The organism is Candidatus Poriferisocius sp. (assembly GCF_965208475.1).
Classification (GTDB): Bacteria; Actinomycetota; Acidimicrobiia; order Acidimicrobiales; family Bin134; genus Poriferisocius.
Genome location: NZ_OZ242338.1, coordinates 1,568,120 through 1,591,544, shown reverse-complemented (window position 1 = coordinate 1,591,544; position 23,425 = coordinate 1,568,120). Strand labels below are relative to the sequence as shown.

20 protein-coding genes are annotated in these 23,425 nt (G+C 62.3%); 9 read left to right on the top strand and 11 right to left on the bottom strand.

Annotated features, from left to right (window positions below):
* Nucleotides 1–18: 18 nt before the first annotated feature.
* Entirely contained in the window at nt 19–1,056 is a 1,038-nt protein-coding gene (locus ACOGXA_RS07445) for a threonine aldolase family protein (protein WP_419926640.1), read from the top strand.
* 129 nt (nt 1,057–1,185) lie between these two features.
* Here ACOGXA_RS07445 and ACOGXA_RS07440 read toward each other — a convergent pair whose 3' ends face one another.
* The 8 genes from ACOGXA_RS07440 to ACOGXA_RS07405 all read right to left on the bottom strand — a co-directional run bounded on the left by ACOGXA_RS07440 (nt 1,186) and on the right by ACOGXA_RS07405 (nt 11,602).
* Nucleotides 1,186–1,473, bottom strand: coding sequence for a hypothetical protein (locus ACOGXA_RS07440; protein WP_419926639.1), 288 nt, complete (start codon nt 1,471–1,473; stop codon nt 1,186–1,188).
* A 97-nt stretch (nt 1,474–1,570) separates the two neighbouring features.
* Nucleotides 1,571–1,981, bottom strand: a complete 411-nt coding sequence (locus tag ACOGXA_RS07435; protein ID WP_419926638.1) for a hypothetical protein — start codon at nt 1,979–1,981, stop codon at nt 1,571–1,573.
* A 60-nt stretch (nt 1,982–2,041) separates the two neighbouring features.
* Nucleotides 2,042–3,352, bottom strand: a complete 1,311-nt coding sequence (locus ACOGXA_RS07430; protein ID WP_419926637.1) for an AAA family ATPase — start codon at nt 3,350–3,352, stop codon at nt 2,042–2,044.
* A gap of 126 nt (nt 3,353–3,478) precedes the next feature.
* Nucleotides 3,479–6,613, bottom strand: coding sequence for a type I restriction endonuclease subunit R (locus ACOGXA_RS07425; protein WP_419926636.1), 3,135 nt, complete (start codon nt 6,611–6,613; stop codon nt 3,479–3,481).
* Entirely contained in the window at nt 6,610–7,860 is a 1,251-nt protein-coding gene (locus tag ACOGXA_RS07420; protein WP_419926635.1) for a restriction endonuclease subunit S, read from the bottom strand. Before ACOGXA_RS07420 ends, ACOGXA_RS07425 begins: the two co-directional genes overlap by 4 nt.
* Nucleotides 7,861–7,877: 17 nt before the next feature.
* Nucleotides 7,878–9,422 (bottom strand): type I restriction-modification system subunit M, encoded by a 1,545-nt coding sequence (locus ACOGXA_RS07415; RefSeq protein WP_419926634.1) that lies wholly within the window; start codon nt 9,420–9,422, stop codon nt 7,878–7,880.
* 494 nt (nt 9,423–9,916) lie between these two features.
* Nucleotides 9,917–11,281 (bottom strand): KAP family P-loop NTPase fold protein, encoded by a 1,365-nt coding sequence (locus tag ACOGXA_RS07410; protein ID WP_419926633.1) that lies wholly within the window; start codon nt 11,279–11,281, stop codon nt 9,917–9,919.
* Between the two features lie 171 nt (nt 11,282–11,452).
* Nucleotides 11,453–11,602 (bottom strand): hypothetical protein, encoded by a 150-nt coding sequence (locus ACOGXA_RS07405; protein ID WP_419926632.1) that lies wholly within the window; start codon nt 11,600–11,602, stop codon nt 11,453–11,455.
* Between the two features lie 496 nt (nt 11,603–12,098).
* On the opposite strand from ACOGXA_RS07405, the gene ACOGXA_RS07400 reads away from it, so the two are divergent.
* Nucleotides 12,099–12,788 (top strand): DUF6338 family protein, encoded by a 690-nt coding sequence (locus ACOGXA_RS07400; protein ID WP_419926631.1) that lies wholly within the window; start codon nt 12,099–12,101, stop codon nt 12,786–12,788.
* Nucleotides 12,789–13,158: 370 nt separating this feature from the next.
* Here the strand turns inward: ACOGXA_RS07400 and ACOGXA_RS07395 are convergent, their stop codons facing one another.
* Complete coding sequence (locus ACOGXA_RS07395) at nt 13,159–14,604, bottom strand: HEPN domain-containing protein (protein ID WP_419926630.1); 1,446 nt, start codon at nt 14,602–14,604, stop codon at nt 13,159–13,161.
* 318 nt (nt 14,605–14,922) lie between these two features.
* On the opposite strand from ACOGXA_RS07395, the gene ACOGXA_RS07390 reads away from it, so the two are divergent.
* The 7 genes from ACOGXA_RS07390 to ACOGXA_RS07360 all read left to right on the top strand — a co-directional run bounded on the left by ACOGXA_RS07390 (nt 14,923) and on the right by ACOGXA_RS07360 (nt 19,654).
* Nucleotides 14,923–15,102, top strand: a complete 180-nt coding sequence (locus ACOGXA_RS07390; RefSeq protein WP_419926629.1) for a hypothetical protein — start codon at nt 14,923–14,925, stop codon at nt 15,100–15,102.
* Complete coding sequence (locus ACOGXA_RS07385; RefSeq protein WP_419926628.1) at nt 15,102–15,449, top strand: hypothetical protein; 348 nt, start codon at nt 15,102–15,104, stop codon at nt 15,447–15,449. The genes ACOGXA_RS07390 and ACOGXA_RS07385 overlap by 1 nt, the downstream gene beginning before the upstream one ends.
* Nucleotides 15,442–15,684, top strand: a complete 243-nt coding sequence (locus tag ACOGXA_RS07380; RefSeq protein WP_419926627.1) for a hypothetical protein — start codon at nt 15,442–15,444, stop codon at nt 15,682–15,684. Before ACOGXA_RS07385 ends, ACOGXA_RS07380 begins: the two co-directional genes overlap by 8 nt.
* 219 nt (nt 15,685–15,903) lie before the next feature.
* On the top strand, nt 15,904–17,199 hold the full coding sequence (locus tag ACOGXA_RS07375) for a DUF222 domain-containing protein (protein ID WP_419926626.1): 1,296 nt from the start codon (nt 15,904–15,906) through the stop codon (nt 17,197–17,199).
* Between the two features lie 166 nt (nt 17,200–17,365).
* Entirely contained in the window at nt 17,366–17,887 is a 522-nt protein-coding gene (locus ACOGXA_RS07370; RefSeq protein WP_419926625.1) for an NUDIX hydrolase, read from the top strand.
* A 13-nt stretch (nt 17,888–17,900) separates the two neighbouring features.
* Nucleotides 17,901–19,163 (top strand): DNA polymerase IV, encoded by a 1,263-nt coding sequence (locus ACOGXA_RS07365; protein ID WP_419926624.1) that lies wholly within the window; start codon nt 17,901–17,903, stop codon nt 19,161–19,163.
* A 95-nt stretch (nt 19,164–19,258) separates the two neighbouring features.
* Nucleotides 19,259–19,654 (top strand): DUF3040 domain-containing protein, encoded by a 396-nt coding sequence (locus ACOGXA_RS07360; protein WP_419926623.1) that lies wholly within the window; start codon nt 19,259–19,261, stop codon nt 19,652–19,654.
* A gap of 72 nt (nt 19,655–19,726) precedes the next feature.
* Here ACOGXA_RS07360 and ACOGXA_RS07355 read toward each other — a convergent pair whose 3' ends face one another.
* Together ACOGXA_RS07355 and ACOGXA_RS07350 are read right to left on the bottom strand one after the other, a co-directional pair.
* Entirely contained in the window at nt 19,727–22,156 is a 2,430-nt protein-coding gene (locus ACOGXA_RS07355; RefSeq protein WP_419926622.1) for a transglutaminaseTgpA domain-containing protein, read from the bottom strand.
* Complete coding sequence (locus ACOGXA_RS07350) at nt 22,153–23,421, bottom strand: DUF58 domain-containing protein (RefSeq protein WP_419926621.1); 1,269 nt, start codon at nt 23,419–23,421, stop codon at nt 22,153–22,155. Before ACOGXA_RS07350 ends, ACOGXA_RS07355 begins: the two co-directional genes overlap by 4 nt.
* Nucleotides 23,422–23,425: the final 4 nt, after the last annotated feature.

Here is a 23,425-nt window from a genome sequence, read left to right as displayed (position 1 = left end):
AACTCTACGCTCATTGCCATGTCATCTCGTGGAGTGGTGGACCTGCGCTCGGACACGCTGACCCAGCCGACCGAGCCTATGAGGCAGGCCATGGCCTCAGCGCTGGTGGGCGACGACCGCTACGGGGAGGATCCCTCGGTCAATCGGCTGGAGGAGCGGTTTGCGGCGCTGGTGGGCAAGCCTGCTGCGGTGTATGTGCCGTCGGGCACGATGGGCAACCAGATTGCCCTGCGGCTGCACGGAACACCGGGAAGCAACGTGGTGGTGGGCAGGCGGCAGCATCTGATGTCCTATGAGAGCGGGGCTGCTGGATTGAACAACGCCTTCCAGATCTACGCAGTGGACGATGCCGGCGGTGTGATCGATGACGCGGCGGCGACCGAGGCGGTGGCCGCGGGCCGCGGTGGCTTTTGGCCACCGGTGTCGCTGATCTGCGTGGAGAACACCCATCTGGCCTCGGGCGGCCTGGCCCTCGGGACCGAGGAGCTGGTGGCTGCTGCCGCGCTGGGGCCGCCGGTGCATCTGGACGGCGCCCGGTTGTTCAACGCCGCCATCGCCCGGGGAACCACCGCCTCGGAGTTGGCCAGCTCGACAGCCACGGTCATGTCGTGTGTGTCAAAGGGGCTGGGCGCGCCGGTGGGGTCGCTTTTGGCCGGGCCGGCCGATCTGGTGGACGAGGCCCGACTGCACCGGCGGAGGCTGGGCGGGGCCATGCGCCAGGCCGGGGTGATAGCCGCTGGCGGCCTTTACGCGCTGGACCATCACATCGACCGTCTGGCCGATGACCATGCCCGGGCCGACCGTTTGGGCCAGGTGGTGGCTGAGCGGTGGCCCGGCGCCCGGTTGGGCGAGTCGGAAGCGGCCTGCGGGCGCCCGCTCACCAATGTGGTGGCCTTTCGCCATCCCGATTCCCTGGGATTGTTGGACCACCTCCGGCAGGCCGGTATCCGGGCCGGGCTGCTGGCGCCCGGCATCGTCCGCTTCGTCACCCACTTGGATGTGGACGACGCCGACATCGACCGGGCCGTCGCCACGCTGTCTTCTGCTCCTGATTAGAAGCGCCGTCCGCAAAGGGGATTCCGCAAAGGCGATGCGGCACCGGTCCCTGCGGGGACTTTGCCGACGTGTCTGGTGCGGGGGGCCATGCAGCACGCGGTGCCGGTTCCTGCGGAGACTTTGCGCCGGTTAGCGGCGATCGCGGTCTTGGCGGCGACCTCCGAACCGGCGCCACTCGTCCATGGCCCGCAGGGTGAGGATCGCCACCACGGCCAAGCCCACTGCCCCGGCCACCGCACCGATCAGAGCGCCGAGCCCAGTCCACAGTCCGCAGTCGCCGTCGCACTGGAGGTCGATATAGGCGAACCCGATCAGCCCGCCGCACAGCCCCCCGAGCAATATCGCCGCAAACGCCAACCAGCGAGCCCCTCTCGGAGGCGCAGCCGAGCGTTCCCCAGGAGAAGCCGGATCGACCATCCGCCCATGTTACGGGGGCGGTACACCAAGTATTCGTGTTGAGTCCCAGTTGCTGTGAACAGGTGGATCGGGGCTGCGGCTTGAACGGGTTGCGCGACTAGCTGTGCGCCGACAACTCGTCATCGAGCGTCCACACCTCGACCCTGGCGTGGGCCGTCTTCGTCTTGAACTGATCCCGCTCGACCAGTATCGCCACATCCCCGGTGCCTAGTCGTCCGTCTCCGAGAAGAGTCACGAGATCCGATCCTGTCGAATCGCCGTTCAACAGGTCATTGACAAAGTCCTCGTCCATTGCGGTTTCACGGAGGATCCACGGAGGGTCTGGCGTGTTCGCGGCCTCAATGAGCTTTCTCAACTGCTCTGCAAGGGCCCGCCGACCGGAGGACCGTTGGGCTATGTGGTTGCCCGCTTCGATGAGTGCAGTCGCTGTGAGTATCAGCCGCTGACCTTGGTCTCGTCTCTCGTCGAACTCGACGGCGGCGTTTGTGGCCTGGTCGATACCGTCCATGCCAATAAGGCGGAGGATGACGGACGTGTCGACAAAGACGACATGCGGTACGGCCATGTCCTAGCGGAGCCCCAACACGTCCACTAGCGAACGACTGCTTTGCTCACTTTCGTTACTAGGACGAAGTTGGTCTCGCACAGCAGCGATGCCGAGTGGCGAGCGGCCTACAACCTCGAAGTAGTCGGGAAAGTCGGTGAGCCTTGTCGCTGTGCTCCATCCGTCGGGGCGGCGGCTGCACACGACCACGCTTGAGTGGTCTGCGCCGTCGAGCGCATCGAGGATTGCCGGGCTATGGGTGGTAGCTAGTGTTCGGACTCCGCTTTTCGCCGACTCCTTGAGTTGGTTGAGGAGCACCGCGGCTTGCGATGGGTGCAGACCGCTCTCGATCTCCTCCACGACAAGCATTCGTCCGCCAATGATTGATTCTTCAGATCCGCTGCTTTGGCGCGAGAGGTCGAGGAGTGCTGCCGCGATGGCCAGGAATCGCAGGGTGCCGTCGCTCAACAAGCGGGCCGGCGTCTGTTGGTCAGTTGGCCCGATCTGCTCCTGGATCGTGATCATCACGTCGCCGAGTTCGCTAGCCACCGCGTTCATCTCTGAGACCTGTGCCTCCGACAGCGAGCGGATCATGTCGAGCAGAACCGAACGGGTCGCACCATCATTGAGGAGATTTGCTAACACTGGCGAGAGGTTTTCTGCATTCCTGCGGAGCCGTACGTCCTTCTCGGGGTGGTATTCACGCATCTGGTGTGGAACCGGATCGAGAATAAACACGCTTGAAAGCGCCTCGAGCACCTGTTCAGCTATGTCCCGCACATGGCGGCCTGCCTGTGAAGTGACAGGCACTCGAGTCGCCACCTGTGCGGTCAGAAGCTGCGAGGCTCGAAAGGTAATTTGAGGATTCGGTCCCTGTTTGCTGTTGTCCCATCGTGCCACGATGTCGCCCGAGTCTGGTTGGGGCGGGTCTGTCTTCAACAAATCCTGGGGCTCACCGCGGCGAGGACCGCCGCGGCGTTTGGTCCATAGCCTCTCGGTGAGGATCTGCACTGACGGACGTACCGAGATTTTTAGGTCCAAGTGATACGGGACTCTGTTGATGACAACTGAACAACCGACTTCAAACGAGTCATTGCCCATTGGAGCGCACCCCTCGGATCCGCCGCGCACCAGGGGTCCTGAACGACCACCGTCTAGTGCATCTCGCAGCGTGGCACCGCTGGCCAGCGAGGACATTACGGCAAGGGCATCAAGGATGTTCGACTTGCCACTGCCGTTGCGCCCTACGAGCAGGGTGAGGGGCCCAAGCGGAATAGACGTCCGTCTCATGTTCTTGAACGCAGGGAGGCGCAAGCTCGTCAGCGTGGCTGCCACAGCGATGATGCTAACCGCGCGGCATCGGGCACCCACCCATGTTGCGGGGGCGATCAGCTATACACCCACTCCCCGTTGTTGTGGTCCCAAGCGCTCAGCCGCTTGGCGACCGTGGCCCGATCGCGATCAGCCGTACACCGACTCCCCGTTGTTGTGATAGCTGGTGTAGATGTGGTCGAAAACGGCATCGACTTTGCGGTCGAAGAGCTCGCGTTCGTAGACGTCGGGCAGCTCGGCGTCGAGGATGTCCTTCACCGTGGTCTTGACGGCTGAGCGGGTTTGTTGTTTGCGCTTCCAGTCGAGGACGAGCTTGTCGGCGATGTGGTCGAGCAGTTTCTTGGCGGCGCCTTTGACTTCGATGGCTTGGGCGCGGGTGAGGTCGGGTTCGGGTTTGGTGAGCAGGTCGAAGATGGCGAGTTCTTCTTCGGTTATGCCTTCTCGTACGGCGCGTTGTTCCTCGTCGGAGAGTTCGTCGTTGATGGCCTTGAGCCGCCGCAGGAATTCTTCGAGGTTGTGGGTTCCGGCGTTGTATTCGTCGATGAGGCGTCGGAACCGCTCGGCGAGGTCGTGGCGGGTGGGGTTCTTGCGCACCGCGTCATCGAGGCGTTCTTCGATGTTCTTTTCGATGGCTTTGGCGGCGGTGCGCTTGCGGCCCTCGAAGCGCCCGATGAGCTGTTCTAAGTCGAGTTGGTTCAGGTCGATGAGCGGGTCGGCGCCGGCGGTGGCGATGATGTACTCGTTGGCGGCGACGGAGCGGTCGAGCAGTTCCGACACCGAGTCCATGACGCCGGATATGTCGGGGGCCTCGGTGGACGATTCGATCTTGGAGGCGATCGTGCGGATCACCGCCACCCGGTGAGCGACTGCCATGGCCTCGGGGTCGGGCAAAAGGGCTTTGAAGGTCTTCCGGACTTGGCGGGCCAGCGTTACGTAGCGGCGGCGGGTTTGCTCGTCGACGAGCAGGGCTTCGACGGCGGCCTTTTGGAGTGCGATGAACTCGAAACCCGAGGTGGCTTCCATGGCGGCGATGTCGATGTCGTTGTCGTTGCAGAAATCGATGACTTCGGCCAGCGCGGCAGCAAGTTCGGCGGCCAGCTCGTCTTTGGGCCGGATGGGGGAGTCGATCCCCGGCCCGGCGCCGTAGATGGCTAGGGCATTCTCCAGGTTTCGGAACACGCCGATGTAGTCGACGATGAGGCCGTTGTCTTTGTCAGGGAACACCCGGTTGGCCCGGGCAATGGTCTGCATCAGGGCGTGGTTGCGCATCGGCTTGTCGAGGTACACCGTGGAGGTGGATGGCGAGTCGAAGCCGGTGAGCCACATGGCGCACACGAACACCAGCCGGAACGGGTCGTCGGGGTCCTTGAACTTGGCGTCGAGGTTTTCTTCGACCATGCGCCTGCGGTGTTTGGCGATGTCGAGTCCGGCCTCGGCCATATCGGCCACCTCGTTTTGCGCTTGCGACACGACGACGGCCATGTCGGTGGTGGCCATGAACTCGATCAGCGACTCCAGATGGACGCGCCCCAGCTCGGGCGCGTCGGCCAGCTCGGCCTCCAGTTCGGCCCGGTAGCCGGCCCATTCGGCCTCGACCAGGCCGTGCATCCGCACCGCGGTGGCCTTGTCGATGGCCACGTACATGGCCTTGCCCCTGTACCCCCGGTTGACGAAGTGGCGGACCAGATCGGCGGCGATCTCCTCGAGGCGCCGGGGCCGGGTGACCAGCTGGTACTGCCGGGAGAACTGGCGGGCCACCGCCTTCTCCTGGGCATCGTCCAGCGCGGCGGCCTCCAGGAGCTGCTCGAGCTCGTCGTCGAAGTCGTCGTTCACCAGCTGGAGCTCGGGGATGCGGTTCTCATAGAACAGCGGAACAGTGGCGCCGTCGGCGATTGAGTCCCGGAAGTTGTAGATCGACACGTAGTCGCCGAACACCCGTCGGGTCTCTTCTTCGCTGACGATAAGCGGGGTGCCGGTGAACCCGATGAACGACGCGTTGGGCACCGCCTGGCGCATGTTGGCGGCCAGCGTGTCGTACTGGGAGCGGTGGGCCTCGTCGGTGATCACCACGATGTCGTCGCGTTCCGACAGCACCGGCATCTGCTGGCCCCTCTTGGGAGGGATGAACTTGTGGATCAGCGTGAACACATACCGATGATCCTGGCCTAGCAGCTCCCGCAGATGAGCCGACGTCTCGGCGTGGACCTGCTGGCCCGAGGTGATCACCCCGCAGTCGGCGAAATCCCCATAAAGCTGATCGTCGAGCTCTGAGCGGTCGGTGACCATCACGAACGTCCAGTTGCCCGGCTCTTGGCGCAGAACCTTCTGGGTGAACCACAGCATCGACAACGACTTGCCCGACCCCTGCGTGTGCCAGAACACCCCGAGCCGCCCCTCTCGCCGGCCCACCTCCCGCAACGCCTCCAGCGAGTTGTTCACTCCTAGAAACTGGTGGTTCTTGGCCAATGCCTTCACCAGACCGCCCGGCCGCTCCATGAACGCGACGAAGTTTTCCACCAGATCCAACAGACGCTGCGGCTGACACGTCCCCCGCAGAGCGGTCTCCAGCGAAACCACACCCTGCTCGCCCTCCGAGTCGATCTTCTTCCACTCGGCGAAATGCCCCCAATCCGCAAACGTGGAACCGACCAGCGTGTCGCCGCCATTGGAGAGCATCACGAACCCGTTGAACCAGAACAAATGCGGAACCGTGTCCCGGTAGTCCCGCAGATTTCCGTCGAACGCGTCGCGGACGCTCTTGTGCGACACCTTTAACTCCACCAGCACCAGCGGGATGCCGTTCACGAACAACACCACATCAGCCCGCCGCCGATACATGTCACCCGCAATCCAAAACTGCGACACCGCCAACCAGTCGTTGGCCCCAGCGCGATCCCAGTCAATGAACCGGACCACCACCATCTGCCGCTCGCCATCGCTGCCGGTCATCTCGACCCTTGCTCCATCCCGCAAGAGGGAATAGACCTCCCGGTTCGCCCGAACCCGATCCATCGCCGACCGATCCCGTACCAGTTGCTCGACGGCCTCATCCAACGCCGACTGCGGCAGCCCAAGATTCAAGGAGCGCAGCACATCCTTGAGCCGATGGCTGAGCACCGGCTCCGACTGGGAATCCCGCCCCAGCGTCCCCGCCGGCCCCAAATCCTCGTCGAACCCGTCCACCACCTCCCACCCCAAATCCGCCAACAACCGCAACGCCGGCCGCTCCACCAGCAAATCCTCACTCAACCGCCCCGGACTCACGCCCCCACAGCCTCCAACCCCAAATCAAGCTCCGACACATCGAGCTCGCCAGACACCAGACGTGGCAAAAGCAGATCGCGAGCCTCGCGCAATACCCGGTTTTGCGTCGCAAGGTTCTTTCTCAGGTAGTTCATCGGTCTCACTGCCTCGCTGAAGGCCTGCTCAACTCCGTGGGTCGGGTGAGGTATTCTGTAGCCCATCAGAATCTTGGTGTTCGCTCTCGGCATCCTCGTCCCGTTTGAGGTTGCAGTTGCGACTCCAACAAATTCATCGCTTGAAGCAATTGCCAACGCCCGGCTTTGGAAGATCTCCTCGATGGGCCTGAAAATGATTGCATCGGTCGAACAGCAACCAGAGGTAGGTGCATCAACCACCTTGTGAAAGTACGGGCGGATCTTTCCAAACAAGATGTCGCCTTCGTCGAAGAATTTTCGACGGCTTCCTACGTCATAGGCGCTCTCCCAATCTTGCAGTGTTGTAGATCGCCTCGGGAAATGCTCAAGGCCCACGACTGGGGTTCTCACTGCGATTTCTTCTGGAGCAGCTGTTTCCGAGACTTCGGCGACGAGGTCTGCGAACTCGCCAACCTCCCACCCTTCGGGGATCGGGCCGAGGTCGGAGTCGACCAGCCCGACATCCTCATGCCCCGGAAACCGGAAGTACACAAACCACTCCCGATACAACAACCGAGCCATCTCCTCCAAAACCTCAATCCGCCGCCGATTGTTCTCGATCAGGTCGTTGAGCGAGTCCAGTACTTCCACGATGGCATCTTGCAAGGCAAGCGATGGATACTGCACCGGCAGCTGTTGAACGACCCCGGCGCTCAGATTGGACATCGTCGCCCCTACCGCGTGGCCCTTCAACCACCCGATGGTTTGGTCGAGTCCGAGGAAATAGAAGAGATACCTAGGGCGGATATTCACAGACCCATTGACGGAAATCCGCATGGATCCTGTGCCACAAAGCCAGCCTTCCTCTGCTTCACTGGTCCAAGCTCGGCGACCGATGTCTCCTCGCCTGCCGAGCACAATGTCACCCGTGCGCAACATGTGTGAACTCAGGCGCTCGACCACCTCAGCGTCGACTCGCGCGATCGCAGACGAATCGATCTTGCCGTCTGACATGTCCTTCGGCATTACGACCGGTGTGGCGGCAGGGTCATCGATGTAGTCGCTCTTGTGGAGTTGCGTGCCGAACGGGCCGGTACGGACCTCGCCTCCTGCTTGGCAGGCGAGATCCCCCAACGTAGAGGTCGTCCACGTCACTGGCGCAGCACCCTGTCAATTTTCGTCTGCACGAAATCCGACAACGCCGTCGCTTCTGCTGTCAAAGTCGCGAACTGCTCTTCAAGGAGTTCCATCGTGGCGAAAAATTCGATGTCATCGACACCGTGGGAAGCAAGTCCGACATACCTGCCCGGGTTCAAGCTCCAGTCCTGTCCCTCAATCTGCTCTACCGTCGCGACAGCACAGAGGCCGGCAACGTCTGAATAAGAGCCTTCGGAGAACCTGTCGCTGAGCATCTCTCTACTACCGGCGTCGAACTCCGGCTCTCCGCCTCGCCAGAGTCGGACGATGTTGGCGAGGAACTCGATCTGCTGGGGTGTCCAGTCTCGGTGAGCCCGGTCGATTGGGTTGTAGATCTCTCTTGCGTCAATGAAGAGCACTTGGTCGGCTTGGTCGGTGTACTTCTTGCCGCGGTCGAGGAACCACAGGGTCACGGGCAAGGTCACGGTGTAGAACATGTTGGTGCCGACGGCGATGATCACGTCGACGCTGCGGTCCTCGATCAGCTTGCGGCGTATCTCGAGTTCGCTGCCTCGGGCGTCTGATGCCGAGTTGGCCATCACGAACCCGGCCCTCCCGTTTCGGTTGAGCGCGGAGTAGAAGGTCTGGATCCACAGGTAGTTGCCATTGTCGGGCTTGGGCAGCCCGAACGGGAACCGGGGGTCGTCTTCGAGCTTGGCCTTGTCGATCTTGTTGACATTGAACGGGGGATTGGCCATCACGAAGTCGAACTCGCCGACCGCGTCGTGGAGGTCTTCGTAGTAGGTGTTGCCCTCTTTGATGTCGCCGGCCAGACCGTGGGCCGCGAGGTTCATCTTGGCGAGCTTGACGGTGTCGCCGGTCTTCTCCTGGCCATAGACCGACAGCTCCCGGCTGGGGTCGCTGCGGTGGCGCTCCACGAAGTGGGCCGACTGTATGAACATCCCGCCAGAGCCGCACGCGGGGTCGTAGATCTTGCCGTGGAACGGCTCGAGGATTTCCACGATGAGCCGCACGATCGAGGTAGGGGTGAAGAACTCCCCGCCCTTTTGCCCCTCCGAGAAGGCGAACTGACCCAAGAAGTACTCGTAGATCAACCCGAACCCGTCCCCCTCGATCGCCTCCGGCAGACGGCTCAACAGCCGCAACAGCTCTCCTAGGATGTCGTCTGGGATGCGCGAGTAGTCCTTCGGCAGCACCCCCTGAAGGTCCGGGTTGCAAGCCTCTATGCCAGCCATCGCCTGGTTGACCGCTCTGCCCACATCGGCACCCTCAGGCAGGTCGAGCAGCCCCTCAAACCGCGACTCCTCCGGCAGATACAGCGCCCCAGCAGCCTGGTAATCCTCCGGCCCAATCGGCCGCCGCTCAGACCCCGACCCCACCACCTCCGCAGCCTGGGCAAACCGTTCATCCGCATACCGCAGAAAGATCAGCCCCAACACCGGCGACGCATACTCCGAAGCCTTCAACCCCGAGTTCGCCCGAAGCTGATCCGCCGCCTCCCACAACTTGTTCTGAAGCTCACCAAGATCCGTCGCCACGCCTGCCCTCTCTGTCGTGCCATTCTTGCCGCGCCTGCAAGCTCAGATCACAATGCAGCCCAATTCAGTCGCGGGAATCGGCGTGGACTTGCCTCGGGAGGTCACCCTCTCACAACCCAAGACCCCGTTCTTGAGAAGACACCGGTATCTTCAGGTCTTGGAGAATCAAGTTTCCAAGGAGGCATATCGGTGGGAGTGGTTCAAGCGGGAAAGAGCGCGCGCTCGCCACAGGGAATCTTGGTTGAGTGGGCCAATGAGCAGGCTCCTTGGGCACGCGTCCTCGTCATGGCCGTGTATGAAAAGCGCGGGCCTGTCGTGAGCGGCCTCCATCGGTTGGTTGCTGCAACACGCCGGACATCGTGGCCGACCCGCTGCAACCACTGATGGAGTTCCCCCCACCTGAAATGCATTCAACTACATCCATCGAAAGAGCCTGCCGAATCCTCACCTGGAAAAAACAACAGGGTCCGGTCATGGTCAATGCTCCCGGTTCATCAGGTTGTCATTTCTACTGCTGCCAGTACCACCTGTGGAACCTGGCCGTTGAGGTGCCGCATGATCTGTTGCCTGAAGCTGTTATAGCGGGAATAGGTCTCCCGGTGGTTTTGGAAGGAGTAGAGGTCTGCTATCTCTTGGAACTGTTCCTCGGTGACCTGATTCCCACCAGTTTCCGCTGAGAGCAAGTCAAAATACGCGGTCATCGCGAACGCTGCGTGAGCCGATTCCGGTTCGGCTCCCAAGAGATGGCTGTGCAATCGCAACATGGCCGAATGGGGATTCGCCTTTGCCTCAGTGAAGAGCCGGTAGCCCTCCGGGTCGAGATGTCGCAGGATCAACAGCGCCAACGCGGCTCGAACACACTCGGCGTACCGCTCCGGGCTGTTGATGCGCCAGCTTGCCGCCGATTCAAGGCCGACAGCCATCGTCCACCGGAGAGCCTGAGCGACCCGTTGCAAGTCCCTCAGAGCGCCGCCGGTTGCCAGCGCAGTGGTCGTCAGCAATCCGTCGATGTAGCCGCGGCTGGTGTCTGCTTCTACTTCGATCTCCAGGTGCTCCCGCAGGTGGTTGACCAAGCCGGATAAGTCGTCGCTGCCCGTTGCGCCGGGGAGACTCATCCGCAGGTCGAAGAAGCGCTGCAAGTACCGCTCAGAGCCGTATGCGCTTCCATAGACCGCTTCCAGCCCTTTCGCCGTCTCTTCTAGGTTGATTGCCAGCACTACAACCACCCCTGGCACTGCCAGCAGGTTGTGAATGGCCCCCAGATATTCGACGACCTGCTGGGGCAAACAGCGGTCCAGTTCGTCCACCAGCACTACCAGCGGGCCGTCTGCTTTTTCTGCTTCTTGTTCCAGCGCCTTTTTGAATCGTCGGACGCAATTGCGGTACTCAGGCAGGCCGTTTGGGAATGCTTGGTCCTGGGCGATTGCCTCTGCCGCCTCGGTCACAACTTCGCCGACCTTGAGTGGCAGATTCTTCCCGGCAGCCACGACTATGGCTTTCGCCGCTCCAAGCAGTTTGGCACGCCGGTCCTCTTCCACTACTTCAGCCAGTGCCGAGGCGAGATTGAACACCGGGTCAGCCGTGTAGCTCTCGGTCCAGGCGTTGAACTCGGCGACCCTAACTTCCTGCTGCTCTAGGTAGGCCTTGCACATCATCAGAAACGCAGTTTTGCCAGTACCCCACCCCCCATCGACGGCGATTACCGCATGGTCGGAGACCGATCTGCCGAAATCGCAAAGCAGCCTCACCCGCGGCCCACGATCCAACAGATCATTGGCAAAGGGGCTGGCCACTTCTGCGACAAACTCGGGAACAGCAATCTTCACCGTCTTGCTCACCCCTTCTGTTGCTTCCTCCATGCCCTCCTCCTTTCGCTGCTTGGACATCAGACTCCTTGCACATCGCCAGAATCTTGTTATCGCCCGCAAGTGATCTAGTTGCAGGTGGCTAGCTATCTCGCTGCGAGTGTATGGGCCTGCGGTGACAGTTTGAGGGGATGCCACAGAAGAGCTCAGACTCCTCCAGAGGGGTCACGCCAAGTGCAAGCCGACGATTCTTCGGTCTTTTGTGGCGTCCCATTCAGCGATGGACTGGACGCCCTCCCCTACGAAGGTCACCGCTGTTTCGGTCTCGAAGATGAAGGCAAGGCGGCGATCCACGCCAAAGGTCTCTTCAGGCATCCTCGAGAAGCTACGCGTCTGTGGTCACTGCGACTTCATGAATTCGAGAGCAAGCTGCTGCTGCACCCCCAGCCCGTCATCGGCGTCGTCCCCGATGTACCGAAGCCATCTTTTCCGCCCTCGGAGATGACGAGTTCTTCAACCCGGAAGAGGCGTTCGACTTCGACGCGATGCCGGAAGAGCTTACCGAAGGGCTATCCAAGCAGCAGGAGCACTAGAAAACACTGTCTGAGCAGCCAAAATAGCCTGTCCGGCTCTGGATTATCTGCCCTGGAGCCGTCCGTGGGTATTGATTCGCAGGAAAGCACCGCTAATCTAATGTCAATGGTGCGGCTCACGGACTGGAGTTGACATGGGCGAAAAGCGCGAGGTTTTCGGGCAGCGGCATGTGAGGGACAGAAGCAGGACCAGCGACGAATCGCGCCAAAGACGGGCTGAGGCCCACAACGCCAGATCACAGAGCCAAGGCAGTGCTCAGAGGGGCACTCAGCAGTAGGTGACCGGCGCATTCACAGGAGTGCTGGCCCTGGGACTGGTCCTAGTCCCAGGCTTCAGCTACAGGATTGGCAGGGAATCCGGCAGGCAGTCAGGCCTTGCCGCCAAGAGGCCTCTGGGATTCAGAGAAACGGCGCTGCTGATCGTCCCGGGTTTCTTAGCGACATTTGCCGGACTCTGCGTATTCGCCGTCATAAGAGCAGCCAGTCCCTCGCACACTCCTGACATAGGGCGGATCGCGGACGATCCCGGCCAGTACCTGAGCAACCACCTGTCCTACGTGTTCTGGTGGTGTGCAGTGGTTCTGGGGATATCCAGCGGATTGGCCCTTGTCGGAGGAAGGGCTGTAGCCGGCTGGCTGGACAGACATGGACGGACACAGCGCTCCTCGTGGAGCGACTGGTTGGAGCACCCAGAAGGCGACACAGTTGTGTACTGCCACCTCACTGACGGATCGGTGGTCGCCGGTATCCTGCTCAGCTTCAACGAGGACTACGAGGAAACAGAGGAACGAGATCTGTGCCTCCTCGATCCTTGGTACTGGCCACTTGAGGACTCGGACGAACGAGGCGAGCGCTACGAATGGTACGACGACATAGCAATCATCAGCGCGTCCCGCATCCAGTTCCTGAGAACGTCATCAGTCCCGGAAGACGGGCCGGAGGTTGATGACGCGGAGGATTCAGACTGAACTGCACATGCGCGTTTGCCCGGCACCACTACGCTTGGCGCGTAGTGGTGCCGGGCGCGTCGACCTCTCTCTGATCTCGACGGCCGCCGCCAACGCAATGGAATTAAGAGGCTTCGCGGATAGGCGACACGGATCTCGGTGGATTCCGTTCGGACCGCGATGTGCCCCAGCAAAACTGCAGGTCAAGGAACTGGAGTCGCAGTCCGGGGTTCAGATGTTTCCGCAGGTCAGCGCCTATCCGCTCGGCCCCTAAGAGGCAGGCGCTGAGAGCAGGCGATTGATCTTCGATTACGGCACGCCACTATCGGGTATACGTCCCTCGGTATCCGTTGCAACTCACCACACCACCTCGACAGCAATCCCCACCAGGTTAGGCGGTGCCTGATGCGTGGCGGGCCTCGAGGCGTCGCAGTTGATTCTTGAAGGTGAAGTTTGGGAGGATGATGGCGTCGCATTCCGCCGTTGCGATTCCGAGTGCTTGGAGCAGGGAATGGCGCAGTAGCCACTGACTGCCGATGAGCACGTCAATCTGACCGGTTGGATCTTTCGGCTTCGTGTTGGCATGCGCTGCTCTCGTGCGGAATTTGTTGATGTCTGGGACCAGGTTGGGGTAGGCCTCCAAGATGGCTCGTCCCGTGTCCCCACAGCTTTGGGCGATCTCGTCTGTCTTTTCAATAAAGCTCTTGTTCCGGGTAGTCGCCAGCCGGTTTGAGAGGAGGTCCTTGTGGCTGGCGGGCACGGTATCTTGAAGTCGAGTCAGTATCTCCTTCGTGGCGGCGTCTTCAGAAACGCTTCCATCGAAGCAAGCAGCGTGAAGGCTCTCGAGGCCGTTGCAGGCATGCAAGAGAGAGTCATCGAACGAAAAACCTGATGTCTTCGCTTGGGAGTCCGCGAGACGCTCGAAAGCCACGCGGAGCTTGTCATTGCCCTGGACAGTAAACCAGCCTCCTAACAAGGCCTCGAAAGTCACTCCCGCCTCTTGTAACCCGACACGGGTGACAAGCATCTCCAACTGTCGGGGGACGATGCCCTCGTCCGCGTCGTCCTCGTCTACATGGTCCAATGCCTGTGGAATCCGAATGTCGATTTCAGTGGGGCGCTCTCGCCCGAACCTCTCCAAGAGATGTGCGCGGATGCTTATTGGAAAGCTCGGGCGCATGGCGAGCAGCGACATCAGGTCATTGATGGGACGAATCCACTTTTCGGCTACCTGCTGGAGCTTCAGCGTGTCGGAGATCGTGATTGATGCGGACGCGTTTGCAACGAAGCGGCTGTCGGATGACGACCAACTAAAGCCATGACGAAGCCTGACCGAGCAGTCCTGCACCAGGCTCTCTTCGTCGTTCCATGTCCCATGGAACGACATGACATGCGCGTCAGCATCGAAGGTGAATGGACTATTCCTGACGTCTGTCGCCCACGCAGCGAGGTCGCGGAACGAGATGGAGATTTCCTCGACCTCCGAGTCGGGGCCTACCCATGTGCCATCCCCTTCGACAATGGTGCTCACCGCCCAGCGCTGCACCCCATCGCGGATGCTTGAGGACTGCATAATCGAGTTGGTGTCGTAGCACCCAAGCAAGCTGTATGACTTCCCAGCGCTGTCCGTGCCCCTGATGGTGACAAGGTCGTCTTCGGTCATGACAACGGGACTTCCCGTATGTTGCCAAATTGACTCAGCAGTCAGACTTCCGATCGTCTCCAAAGCCCAATCAGACATTCCATCAGCCAGGAGATCTCCCGCGACGGTGTGTATTGGAGGCTTGTAATTTTTCGGCGGACGCTTGCGCGCCTCGATCCACCACTCTCCGTACAACTAGCCGCTGCCTCCTTGAGGCGTACTACTCCTGTCGCCCGTTGACCAGCGCAAGGCACCCGACACACATGGGGGATGTTCTGCGCTCGTGCTGAGCATACGCCCCGTCGCCCTCATGTCCTGCCGATTTGCCGCCGGAGCCACATCGCCCCAATTCGGTGAGTCACGCTTCGCAAGTCACCCACTTTTCGTCGAGGCAAGCACTACAAGGCGGAGCTGTGTCCAGGCCACGACTGAAGTTCGAGGCTCCCCAATCGGGATTTGTGAATCCATTTCGCATCCGAGGCGCAGAGTTCGAGCCGCCTATCGTGTTCTTGCATGGCCGACAAGCAGATCTACGTGATTGCTGGCCCTAATGGTGCGGGAAAGACCACGTTTGCGATGAGGCATCTGCGAAGCGAGGCGCCTGGTCTGCACTTCGTCAATGCCGATCTCATTGCCGCCGGGTTGTCGCCGCTTAGTCGCGGAACAGGTGTGGAAGCCGCAGCCGCCGGCTGATGCTGGCCGAGATCAACAGTCTGGCTGGCCAGGGGCGCAGCTTTGCTTTCGAGACCACCCTGGCGGGCCGCAGCTACTTGAGGCGCATCGATCGATGGCGATGCGACGGTTATTGGGTTGTTCTGGTGTATCTGAGTCTTGGCAGCCCCGAGGATGCTGTGCGGCGGGTAGCTGAGAGGGTGAGACAGGGGGGCCATCCGGTGCCTGAAGATGTGGTTCGCAGGCGCTTCGATGCTGGACTGCGGAACTTGTATGAGCACTACATTGGTAGGGTTGACGAGTGGAGGGTGTTGGACAACTCTGGGCCGGTGCCGCTGCTCGTCGAGCAAGGCATGAACCGTGACTGATCCGAGCGATAACGACCAAGAGGTCTTTGCCGACCATCCTCCTGTCTTGCGCGGCGAGGAATTGACCGAATCCATCTTGCGGTCGCTGAGGCTGGCCGCCAAGGACGCGCACCTCTTGGCTTATCAAACCGGCACAGGGGTCGTGACGCGGCACAATGGCAAAGTGGCGGTCGTGCCCCCCGACCCAGCCATGTATGAAGACCTCATTCCGCCTCCCTTCCAATCGAGCGATTAGGGGGACTCGGCAGGGCTCGAAGGCGTACGCGCCGCATGGACTGAGGGCAGATACAACGCGTTAGCGGGGCATTGCACATATCGTGTGTCTCATACTGTCGCCCCGTAATGTGGGCCTTGTTGTTTATGTTCAAGTCGAAGTCAATGAATTCCAGGATGTATTCGCCTGTATGCGCTTATCCAAGGGGTTGTTGTCACTGGGGTGGGTATACTTGCATGTATGGAGTTTAGGTCCTGTGAACAGGGGAAACAGGTTGGTTGCGGGCCGTCGGGGCTGGTTTGGCCGGAGGCGGTTGATGTGGCTGGGCTGTCGTTGTCGGAGTTGCGGGCGCGGTTGGGGTTGATCAAGAAGGCCGAGGCCCGGCTGGCGGCGATGAAGGCGGCTGCGCTGGCTGAGTATTCCTGCCGGGGTGGCGAGGGTTTGGCCCGTCGGGTGGTGTTGGAGGAGTTGCAGGCTTCCAAGCAGCAGGCCCGCCGCGAGGTGGAGGCGGCTTCTCAGCTTTCTGGGGTTCCCGAGACTCTCGACGCTCTGGGCGCCGGGGAGATTCCCGCGGCCCACGCCACCCAAATCGCCAGGGCTGCTTCGCAGGGGCCGGTTGACGAGTCCGTGTTGGTGGAGGCGGCCCGGCGCGAGGATTTCGGCACTTTCTCCCGAACGTTGCGCGACCATCAGCATGAGCGGTCGGGCGATGACGGCAAGTCGTTGATGGCCAAGCAGCGGGAGCGGCGTTCGTTTAGTTTCTTCAAGTCTGCTGACGACGGCATGTTCGTTTTGAACGGGCGGTTCGACCCGGTTGCGGGGAATCGTATGGAGGCGGCGCTGGCCGATGAGGTGCGCCGTCTGGCCAACAGCAGCAAAGATGGCGACCAGACGGCGTTCGACCAGCGGATGGCCGACGCCTTGGAGAATCTGGTCTGTGCTGACACCAAAGACCGCAGACCGCAGGGTGCCACCTTGATCTTGACTGCCGAGTGGGACGCTTTGAACCAGAAGCTGGCTGATGCCCGCCTGTGCGACGGCACGCCTTTGCCTGTGTCTGAGGCTCTGCGGCTGGCCTGCAACGCCGACATCGTGCCTTCTGTGTTCAACACCAAGAACCAGGAACTGTGGGTAGGGCGCAAACACCGCTTGGCTACCGAGGCTCAGCGGGCTGCGCTCATCATCCGCGACAAGCACTGCATCGGCTGCGGGCGATCAGCGGTATGGTGCGAGGCCCATCACATCGAAGAATGGCTGACAGGCGGCCGCACCGACATCGACAACCTGGTGCTCGTCTGTAGAAGCTGCCACCACAACATCCACGACGACGGCTGGACGGTACAACGAAACCGAATCGGCACCTACGAACTGCGACCACCGCCAGCGCCCTACGCCGACTTCCCCCCTGGGCAGGCACGCTCGGGGCCATCCCATGCAAGATCGCAATCCAGCCCCGATGCCCTTACGGACACCTTCCCCGAAGTGGGAGTCACGACCTGGCGGCCTGAGAGTTCCAAGCAGCTGCTGTTGAACTGACGCAGGATTGCAGAGTTGATGTGCCACCTTGCGGTTCTTGATCTCGCAGCCAACGCCAAGCTCAAGGTCGAGTTCATTGCCAGACTCCTGCGGTTGAACTGATGCTGCGCTGGGCAGGCTGCATTGCTCGCGGCGTGCTGTCACCGGATCGGGCCATACTGGGGGGATGCCGGAGGGGTTCCCGGAATTGAGGCCGAAGCGAGTTCGGGATTGGCAGGTAGCGGGGGGAGTTGTCCTTCAGGGGGAGCAGATGCTGCTTGTGCGCAACCGGCGACGCAACGACTCGGTTGAGTGGAGCACTCCCGGAGGGGTAGTCGATCCTGGAGAGACCTTGTTGGAGGCGCTGGACCGGGAGGTGCTTGAAGAGACCGGCATCGAGGTTCACGTGTGGGAGGGGCCGCTATATGAGATCACCGTGGATTTCGCCGACCTGGGCTGGTGGCTGCGGGTGGAGGTCCATCGAGCGGTGGACTGGAAAGGCGAGATCGTGCTGGAAGATCCCGACGGCATCGTGGAGCACGCTGATTTCTTTGACCTCGATGATTGTGAGGCCCGCTTGGTCCAGAGCCCTCGCTGGGTGCGGGAGCCTCTGTTGGAGTGGTGCCGCCAGAGCCCCGAGCAGATGGTGAGCTACCGCTACGAGGTGACCGGCACCGAGATCGACGGCCTCGCGGTCACAAGGCTGTAGCGAGGCTCCAACAATGGCGATGGAGAAGTCCAGGGAGAAGTCCAGCAGTGACAGCATCCAGACTCAGTCGGGCACCATCCTGCACGTAGACATGGATGCCTTCTTCGTGTCGGTGGAGCAGATTCGCCGTCCCGAGCTTCGGGGCCTGCCGCTGGCGGTAGGTGGGCTTGGCAACCGGGGTGTGGTGGCTTCGGCTTCTTACGAGGCCCGGGCCTATGGGGTTCACTCAGCCATGCCCTCGGGGCAGGCGCGGCGGCGGTGCCCTGAAATCGTGTTCTTGCCCGGCGACCATGAGCTGTATCAGGAGGTGAGCGGGCGCATTATGGAAATCCTGCGGTCATTCACCCCGCTGGTGGAGCCGTTGTCGGTGGATGAGGCATTCTTGGACGTGTCCGGCGCCCATCGCCACCCGGTGGAAATCGGCCATCTCATCCGAAGGAGGGTGCTCGCTGATGAGGGCATCAACTGCGCGGTAGGGGTGGCCGCGGTCAAGTTCTTGGCCAAGCTTGGGTCGAAGCTGGCCAAGCCCACCCCCACGCCGGAGGGGCCGTCGCCCGGGGTAGGGGTGTTCGAAGTTCCCGCCGGCGAGGAGCGAGCATTCTTGGCTCCCCGCCCGGTCACCGACATCTGGGGGGTGGGTCCAGTCACACTGGCCCACCTAAACCGCATCGGGGTAGCCACCATAGGGGAGTTGGCCGAGTTCCCCCTGGAGAGGCTGGAGCAGGTTGTCGGCAAGGCCCACGCCCGCCATCTGCACAGCCTGGCCAACGCGTTGGATCCCCGTCCGGTGGTGCCGGATACGGCGCCCAAGTCGATGAGCCGCGAGGAGACTTTCGCCCGCGACCTGCACTCCCAAGAGGAACTCGGGGCTGAGTTGGTGGCGCTCAGCGATTCGGTGGCCTCCCGGCTGCGGGCCGCGGGAATGGCGGGCAGGACGATTACGGTCAAAATCCGCTTCAATGATTTTCGCACCATCACCAGGTCGCGCACCTTGGCCAGCGCAGTCGATTCTGGGGTGGTTCTGGCTCGAGAAGCCAAGCAATTGCTGAAGGCGGTGGATGTGGCGCCGGGCGTGCGCCTCATCGGGGTAGGGGTGTCCGAATTGGAGGATCCCGACCATCGCCAGCTCTCCCTAGACGATGTGGGCACCCCCTTGTGGCACGACGTCGACCGGGCCATCGACCGCATCAGGGACCGTTTCGGGGGAGAAGCCATCGGCCCGGGCGGAACAAAGGCGGCTGGCCCCGGAACAACGGGCTGGCTCCGGCCGAACTGAGCGGACATGCCGGCTCAGCTAGGCCCTGCTGAACCTCAGTCACAGTCTGAGCCTTAGGCATTGTCTGATGGGTCGGCCTGTGAGACACTAAACAGGTGCCACTATCCGAGGACGAGCAACGCATCCTCAGCGAAATAGAGGAGCAGCTTTATGAAACCGATCCGGCGCTGGCCCGCGAGGTCGGCCGGACCACGGTGTTCACCCACCCGGCCCGCAATCTTAGGTTGGCCATACTGGCCTTCATCGCCGGGCTGGTGTACATGATCCTGACACTGTCCACATCGTTTTGGCTGTCGTTCCTGGGGTTCTTGGTCATGCTGGCCGCGTCGCTTTGGGGCTGGAGCAATCTGCGGCAGCTCGGACGGTTCGGGCTCCAGCAGATCAGCGACAGCATCAGCCGGGGCGACGTGAGCAGCTACCTGCGGTCGCCGGGCAGCCGCATCCTCAACCGTTTGCGCCGCGGCGGCGCCGAGCAAACCGGCCGCGACTAACCCGAACTCGCTGGTGAATCAGGCAAGTCTGAATCAGGCAAGCCAGGGGTTCCCGCTGAATCAGGGCATTTGTCAGCGCCAATCCCGGTGCCTTGAGCTGAACCTTGAGCCGAACAAAGGGCGAGGACTGTAAGCGGCCATCAGCTTCTGCCGGCGGCTCACCCTGAAGTTGACCTCGGCCCGCACCGACAGCGACCAAGTCCGGGCCAGCCACTGATTGCGATCGGAGGGCTCTGTCGGAGCGAAGGTCGCGGCCGCGGTCAGCTCGCCCAGTTGCCGCAGGTCGGGGCTGTGGAGCGGGATTTGCTCAATGGCCCGACGGGCGAACTCGGCGTATGTCTCGTCGAGCCGGGGGACCATGCTGATTTGGGCCAGCGACTCAACCGTCTCATCCCAAAGCAACCTGATCTTCCCCCGGTTGCCCTGGACTCTTAGGAATCTCCGCTGATTTCGGATTTGCTTGAACCAGGGAATGAGCAAGATCGTCAAGACCACCAGAAGAGAGGCGGAGATGGCGATCCAAGTCCTCCAGGTCAACCCGCCCCGGCCGCTGCCGGCCGGTGGCAGTGTGCCTCCTAGATCGTCCAACTCGGGGGGGATAAGACTCTCGAAGTCGGTCGGAGGGTTGAGGGAGTCGGCCTGGTCGGTAGCTGAATCCTCCTCAGGCAGCGCCACTTCGGATCCGCTGATCGCCTGGTTCTCGGCCAAACCGGTGTAGTTCTGAGCGCCGGGAGCTCCTCGGCCCGGGGTGGGCTCGAAGGCCACCCAGCCGACACCAAACAGATGGACTTCGGGCCAAGCGTGGGCATGCTTTCCCCGCACCACATAGTGATTGGGGTCGTCCAAGTCGGCCTCGCCCACGGTGAAGCCCACCGCCACCCTGGCCGGCAGTCCCAGCGACCGGGCCATGGCGGCAAATGTCCCGGCGAACTGCTCGCAGTATCCCCTCCGGGTGTCCAAGAACTCTTCGATCCGGTTGGCGGAGTGGCCGGAAGCCGCATTGGCGTCGTAGACGAAGCCCCCGTTGCGGAAGAAATCTTGCAGGGCCAGAGCCTGCTCGTAGCCTGACTCGGCCCCCGCGGTCAGCCGTTCGGCCAGAGCCTTCACCTGGGGGCTGAAGCCGGACGGCAGCGCGGTGTATGCGGAGATATATTCGGCCGCGTTTCCGGCTGAGTTTCCGGCTGCGTCAAGGGGGATGGATTTGAGCACCTCGGGGTCGAATCGGGGCAGCGCCGACGAGACGGTGTAGGTGAGTCCGTTGGAGGTGGCCAGCGAGCGGCCCACGATGAGCGTGGAAGACGAGGGCTCATAGCTGATATCGCTGTTGCTGATGTCGCTGCTGCTGATGTCACTGCTGCTGATATCGCCGTTGCTGATGTCACTGCTGCTTGTTTTTCCATTGCTTGTGCCGTCAGTGCCCACCACTAGCGACCGGGGTTCGAACGCGGCGGGCAGCCACACGGCGCCTAGCTGTTCGATGCTGAACTCCTGGACCGATTCCTGCACGCTGGAGCCCGACTGAAAAAGCGACGGGAGCTGCGTGGGCCGGGCCGCGTAGTCGGCTCGGGATGTCCACACCTGCCCGTCGAACCGGTCCAGCGAGGTGAGGCGCCAATATGACCGCTCTTGTGACTTCACTCGGAACATCACCGTCTCGGATTGGCTCACCAAACGGCCCCTGATGTCCACCAGAGGGCTGATCACCACCCTCCCCGAGCTCCTCCTGTCCCGCTCCACGGCCTCGGCGAGGTCGATGATCGGGTCTTCGTCGCTGCCCAGAACCGGTCCGGCGGCTATCGCTGCTGCCAGAGCGACGGCGGCAATAGCCGCACTGCCGGCCAACAGCGCCCGGCGTCCGGTTGACGCCCGCCCGTCGCCTCCCAGCCAAACGGCATCCCCGGCGCGCGCGGCCACCCGGTGGACCGAGGCGAACGCCAGCAGGGCCGCAGTGAACACCCCGATGGTGAGAATCCGATGCTGATCGCCGCCCACCAGCCCCACGAAACCGAAGGCAAGAATCGGCAGAACCATGGGCTCGAAAACGGTCCGCGTCCGCATTGCGGTCCAATCGTTGACAAAGGCAACCAGCCAAACCGCGGCCATAGCGCTCACGATGAAACCGTCCAACGGCTCTACGGGAGGGCTGAGGTCGCCGAATGCGGTCCAGGCCTCCTCCAAATCATCGGCCAGCGCAGTCCGGGTGCCTCCGGTGGGCAAACCCCAGAACGCGGTGTCCCAGTAGAGGGTCCAGGTGACCGTCGCGACCAATCCCACGCCGGTGGCCAGAGTCGAGATCAGCATTCCCCAGCCGATGCGGCGAACGGCCAGCGCCAGCAGATGGCTGACCGCAGCAGCGATGGCCACGGGCAGTATCCAAGCGCTGCCCTCGAAGGTGCGGACAAGGCTGAAGGCGGTGGCCGCGGTCAATGTCGGCCCGGCGATTTCCAGCCCGGCTTCCCACCCGGCCGATTGTCTGCGGTTGGATCCTCGAGAGGGGATCATGGCCGGTTATCGGCGATGGGCGAGGGGGTCGCACTGGGCTTGGCCGAGGGGTGCTCGCCCGAGTCCGTCGGCGCGGCCCACGCGTCGGCGAAAGCCGATGGCTGGTCAACCAGCACCAAGGTCGTGCCCGGTATGAACGCGTTGGGCAGTGGCCCCGATTGGGCTGACCCTCCGTTGGCGAACAGCACCACCGTCTTGGAGTTGAAGTGCGAGTCCAGCGATATAAGCGACCCCGGCTCGGTTCCGTCCACCGCCGCCGCAACCAATACCACCAGTCCGCCGCCTTGCCCTCGGCTTAGCCAGTCGATGGCCCCGAACAGGCTGCCCTGATCGGGATTGACCAATGCCAGGTGTCCGAAGATCTTGTGCAGGTGGGCGGAGTCCGACCCGTAACCGCTGTCGAAATCGGCTGCGGTCACCAGCCGGATCTGATCTCCCCGGCGCTGGCTGGCCCGACAGATGCTGGCGGCGGCCGACACCATGGCCTCGAATCGCTCTCCATCTACGAAACGCGACTGGGAATCCCTCACAGCAGCCCGGGTGTCTAGAAGAACGGTGGTGTGGGTGTGGGAGAACTCTTCGAACTGGCGGACGATCAGCTCGTCGTGGTGGGCCGACGAACGCCAGTGGATGCGCCGCGGGTCGTCGCCCTTCTGGAAGGGCCGCAGTCCGTACAGCTCATCGCCGCTTTGGGCCATGGGGCTGCGCCGTACTGCGTCGAATGTGTTTCCCGGCAGGCGAGGAGGGGGGCTGATGGGGAGTACGGCGGGGTAGACCAGGGCCTCGACAGGCTCGCCGGCCTCGAAGCGCCGAGTTGAGATACCAAGCGGATCGGCCAGTGTCAGGGCGAGGGGGCCGGTTTTCAGCCGTCCCCGCTTCGCGGTGGGCAGCCGGTAGGCAACCGTCAGCCCGTCTCGGCCCGGAATCGGCGCCGCCATCATATCGGGCGACCAGACAAGGTCGGAAGAGGCCTCGGTGGAGAAAGTCTGGCTGTCGGCAAGCCGCAGTACCGGGCTGCGCAGGCGGCTGGGGTTGGCCAGTTCAATGCGCACTTGGCAGTCGTGGCCGACATGCACCTGCTGTGGTTCGAGCGAACGCGCGGTCACCCGCAGCGGTTGGCGGACTCTGACGTAGGCCAGCGAGAGGATTGCCACCGCGGTGCCGGCCACGCCCACGGCCAGCAACTCGTTGATGCCGAGCAAACGGCCTGCCGCCCCCAGCAGAGCGGAGGCGATCAGCAGCAGCCAGCCCGTTGGGGTGAGCACGTTC

What these genes read in the sequence shown, in the direction of transcription:
- ACOGXA_RS07390 (WP_419926629.1), top strand. Translation starts at nt 14,923, where the DNA reads ATGGCCGACAAGCAGATCTACGTGATTGCTGGCCCTAATGGTGCGGGA.
- ACOGXA_RS07405 (WP_419926632.1), bottom strand. Translation starts at nt 11,602, where the DNA reads ATGCCTGAAGAGACCTTTGGCGTGGATCGCCGCCTTGCCTTCATCTTC.
- ACOGXA_RS07435 (WP_419926638.1), bottom strand. Translation starts at nt 1,981, where the DNA reads ATGGACGGTATCGACCAGGCCACAAACGCCGCCGTCGAGTTCGACGAG.
- ACOGXA_RS07355 (WP_419926622.1), bottom strand. Translation starts at nt 22,156, where the DNA reads ATGATCCCCTCTCGAGGATCCAACCGCAGACAATCGGCCGGGTGGGAA.
- ACOGXA_RS07440 (WP_419926639.1), bottom strand. Translation starts at nt 1,473, where the DNA reads ATGGTCGATCCGGCTTCTCCTGGGGAACGCTCGGCTGCGCCTCCGAGA.
- ACOGXA_RS07365 (WP_419926624.1), top strand. Translation starts at nt 17,901, where the DNA reads ATGGCGATGGAGAAGTCCAGGGAGAAGTCCAGCAGTGACAGCATCCAG.
- ACOGXA_RS07445 (WP_419926640.1), top strand. Translation starts at nt 19, where the DNA reads ATGTCATCTCGTGGAGTGGTGGACCTGCGCTCGGACACGCTGACCCAG.
- ACOGXA_RS07370 (WP_419926625.1), top strand. Translation starts at nt 17,366, where the DNA reads ATGCCGGAGGGGTTCCCGGAATTGAGGCCGAAGCGAGTTCGGGATTGG.
- ACOGXA_RS07375 (WP_419926626.1), top strand. Translation starts at nt 15,904, where the DNA reads ATGGAGTTTAGGTCCTGTGAACAGGGGAAACAGGTTGGTTGCGGGCCG.
- ACOGXA_RS07410 (WP_419926633.1), bottom strand. Translation starts at nt 11,281, where the DNA reads ATGGAGGAAGCAACAGAAGGGGTGAGCAAGACGGTGAAGATTGCTGTT.
- ACOGXA_RS07385 (WP_419926628.1), top strand. Translation starts at nt 15,102, where the DNA reads ATGCTGGCCGAGATCAACAGTCTGGCTGGCCAGGGGCGCAGCTTTGCT.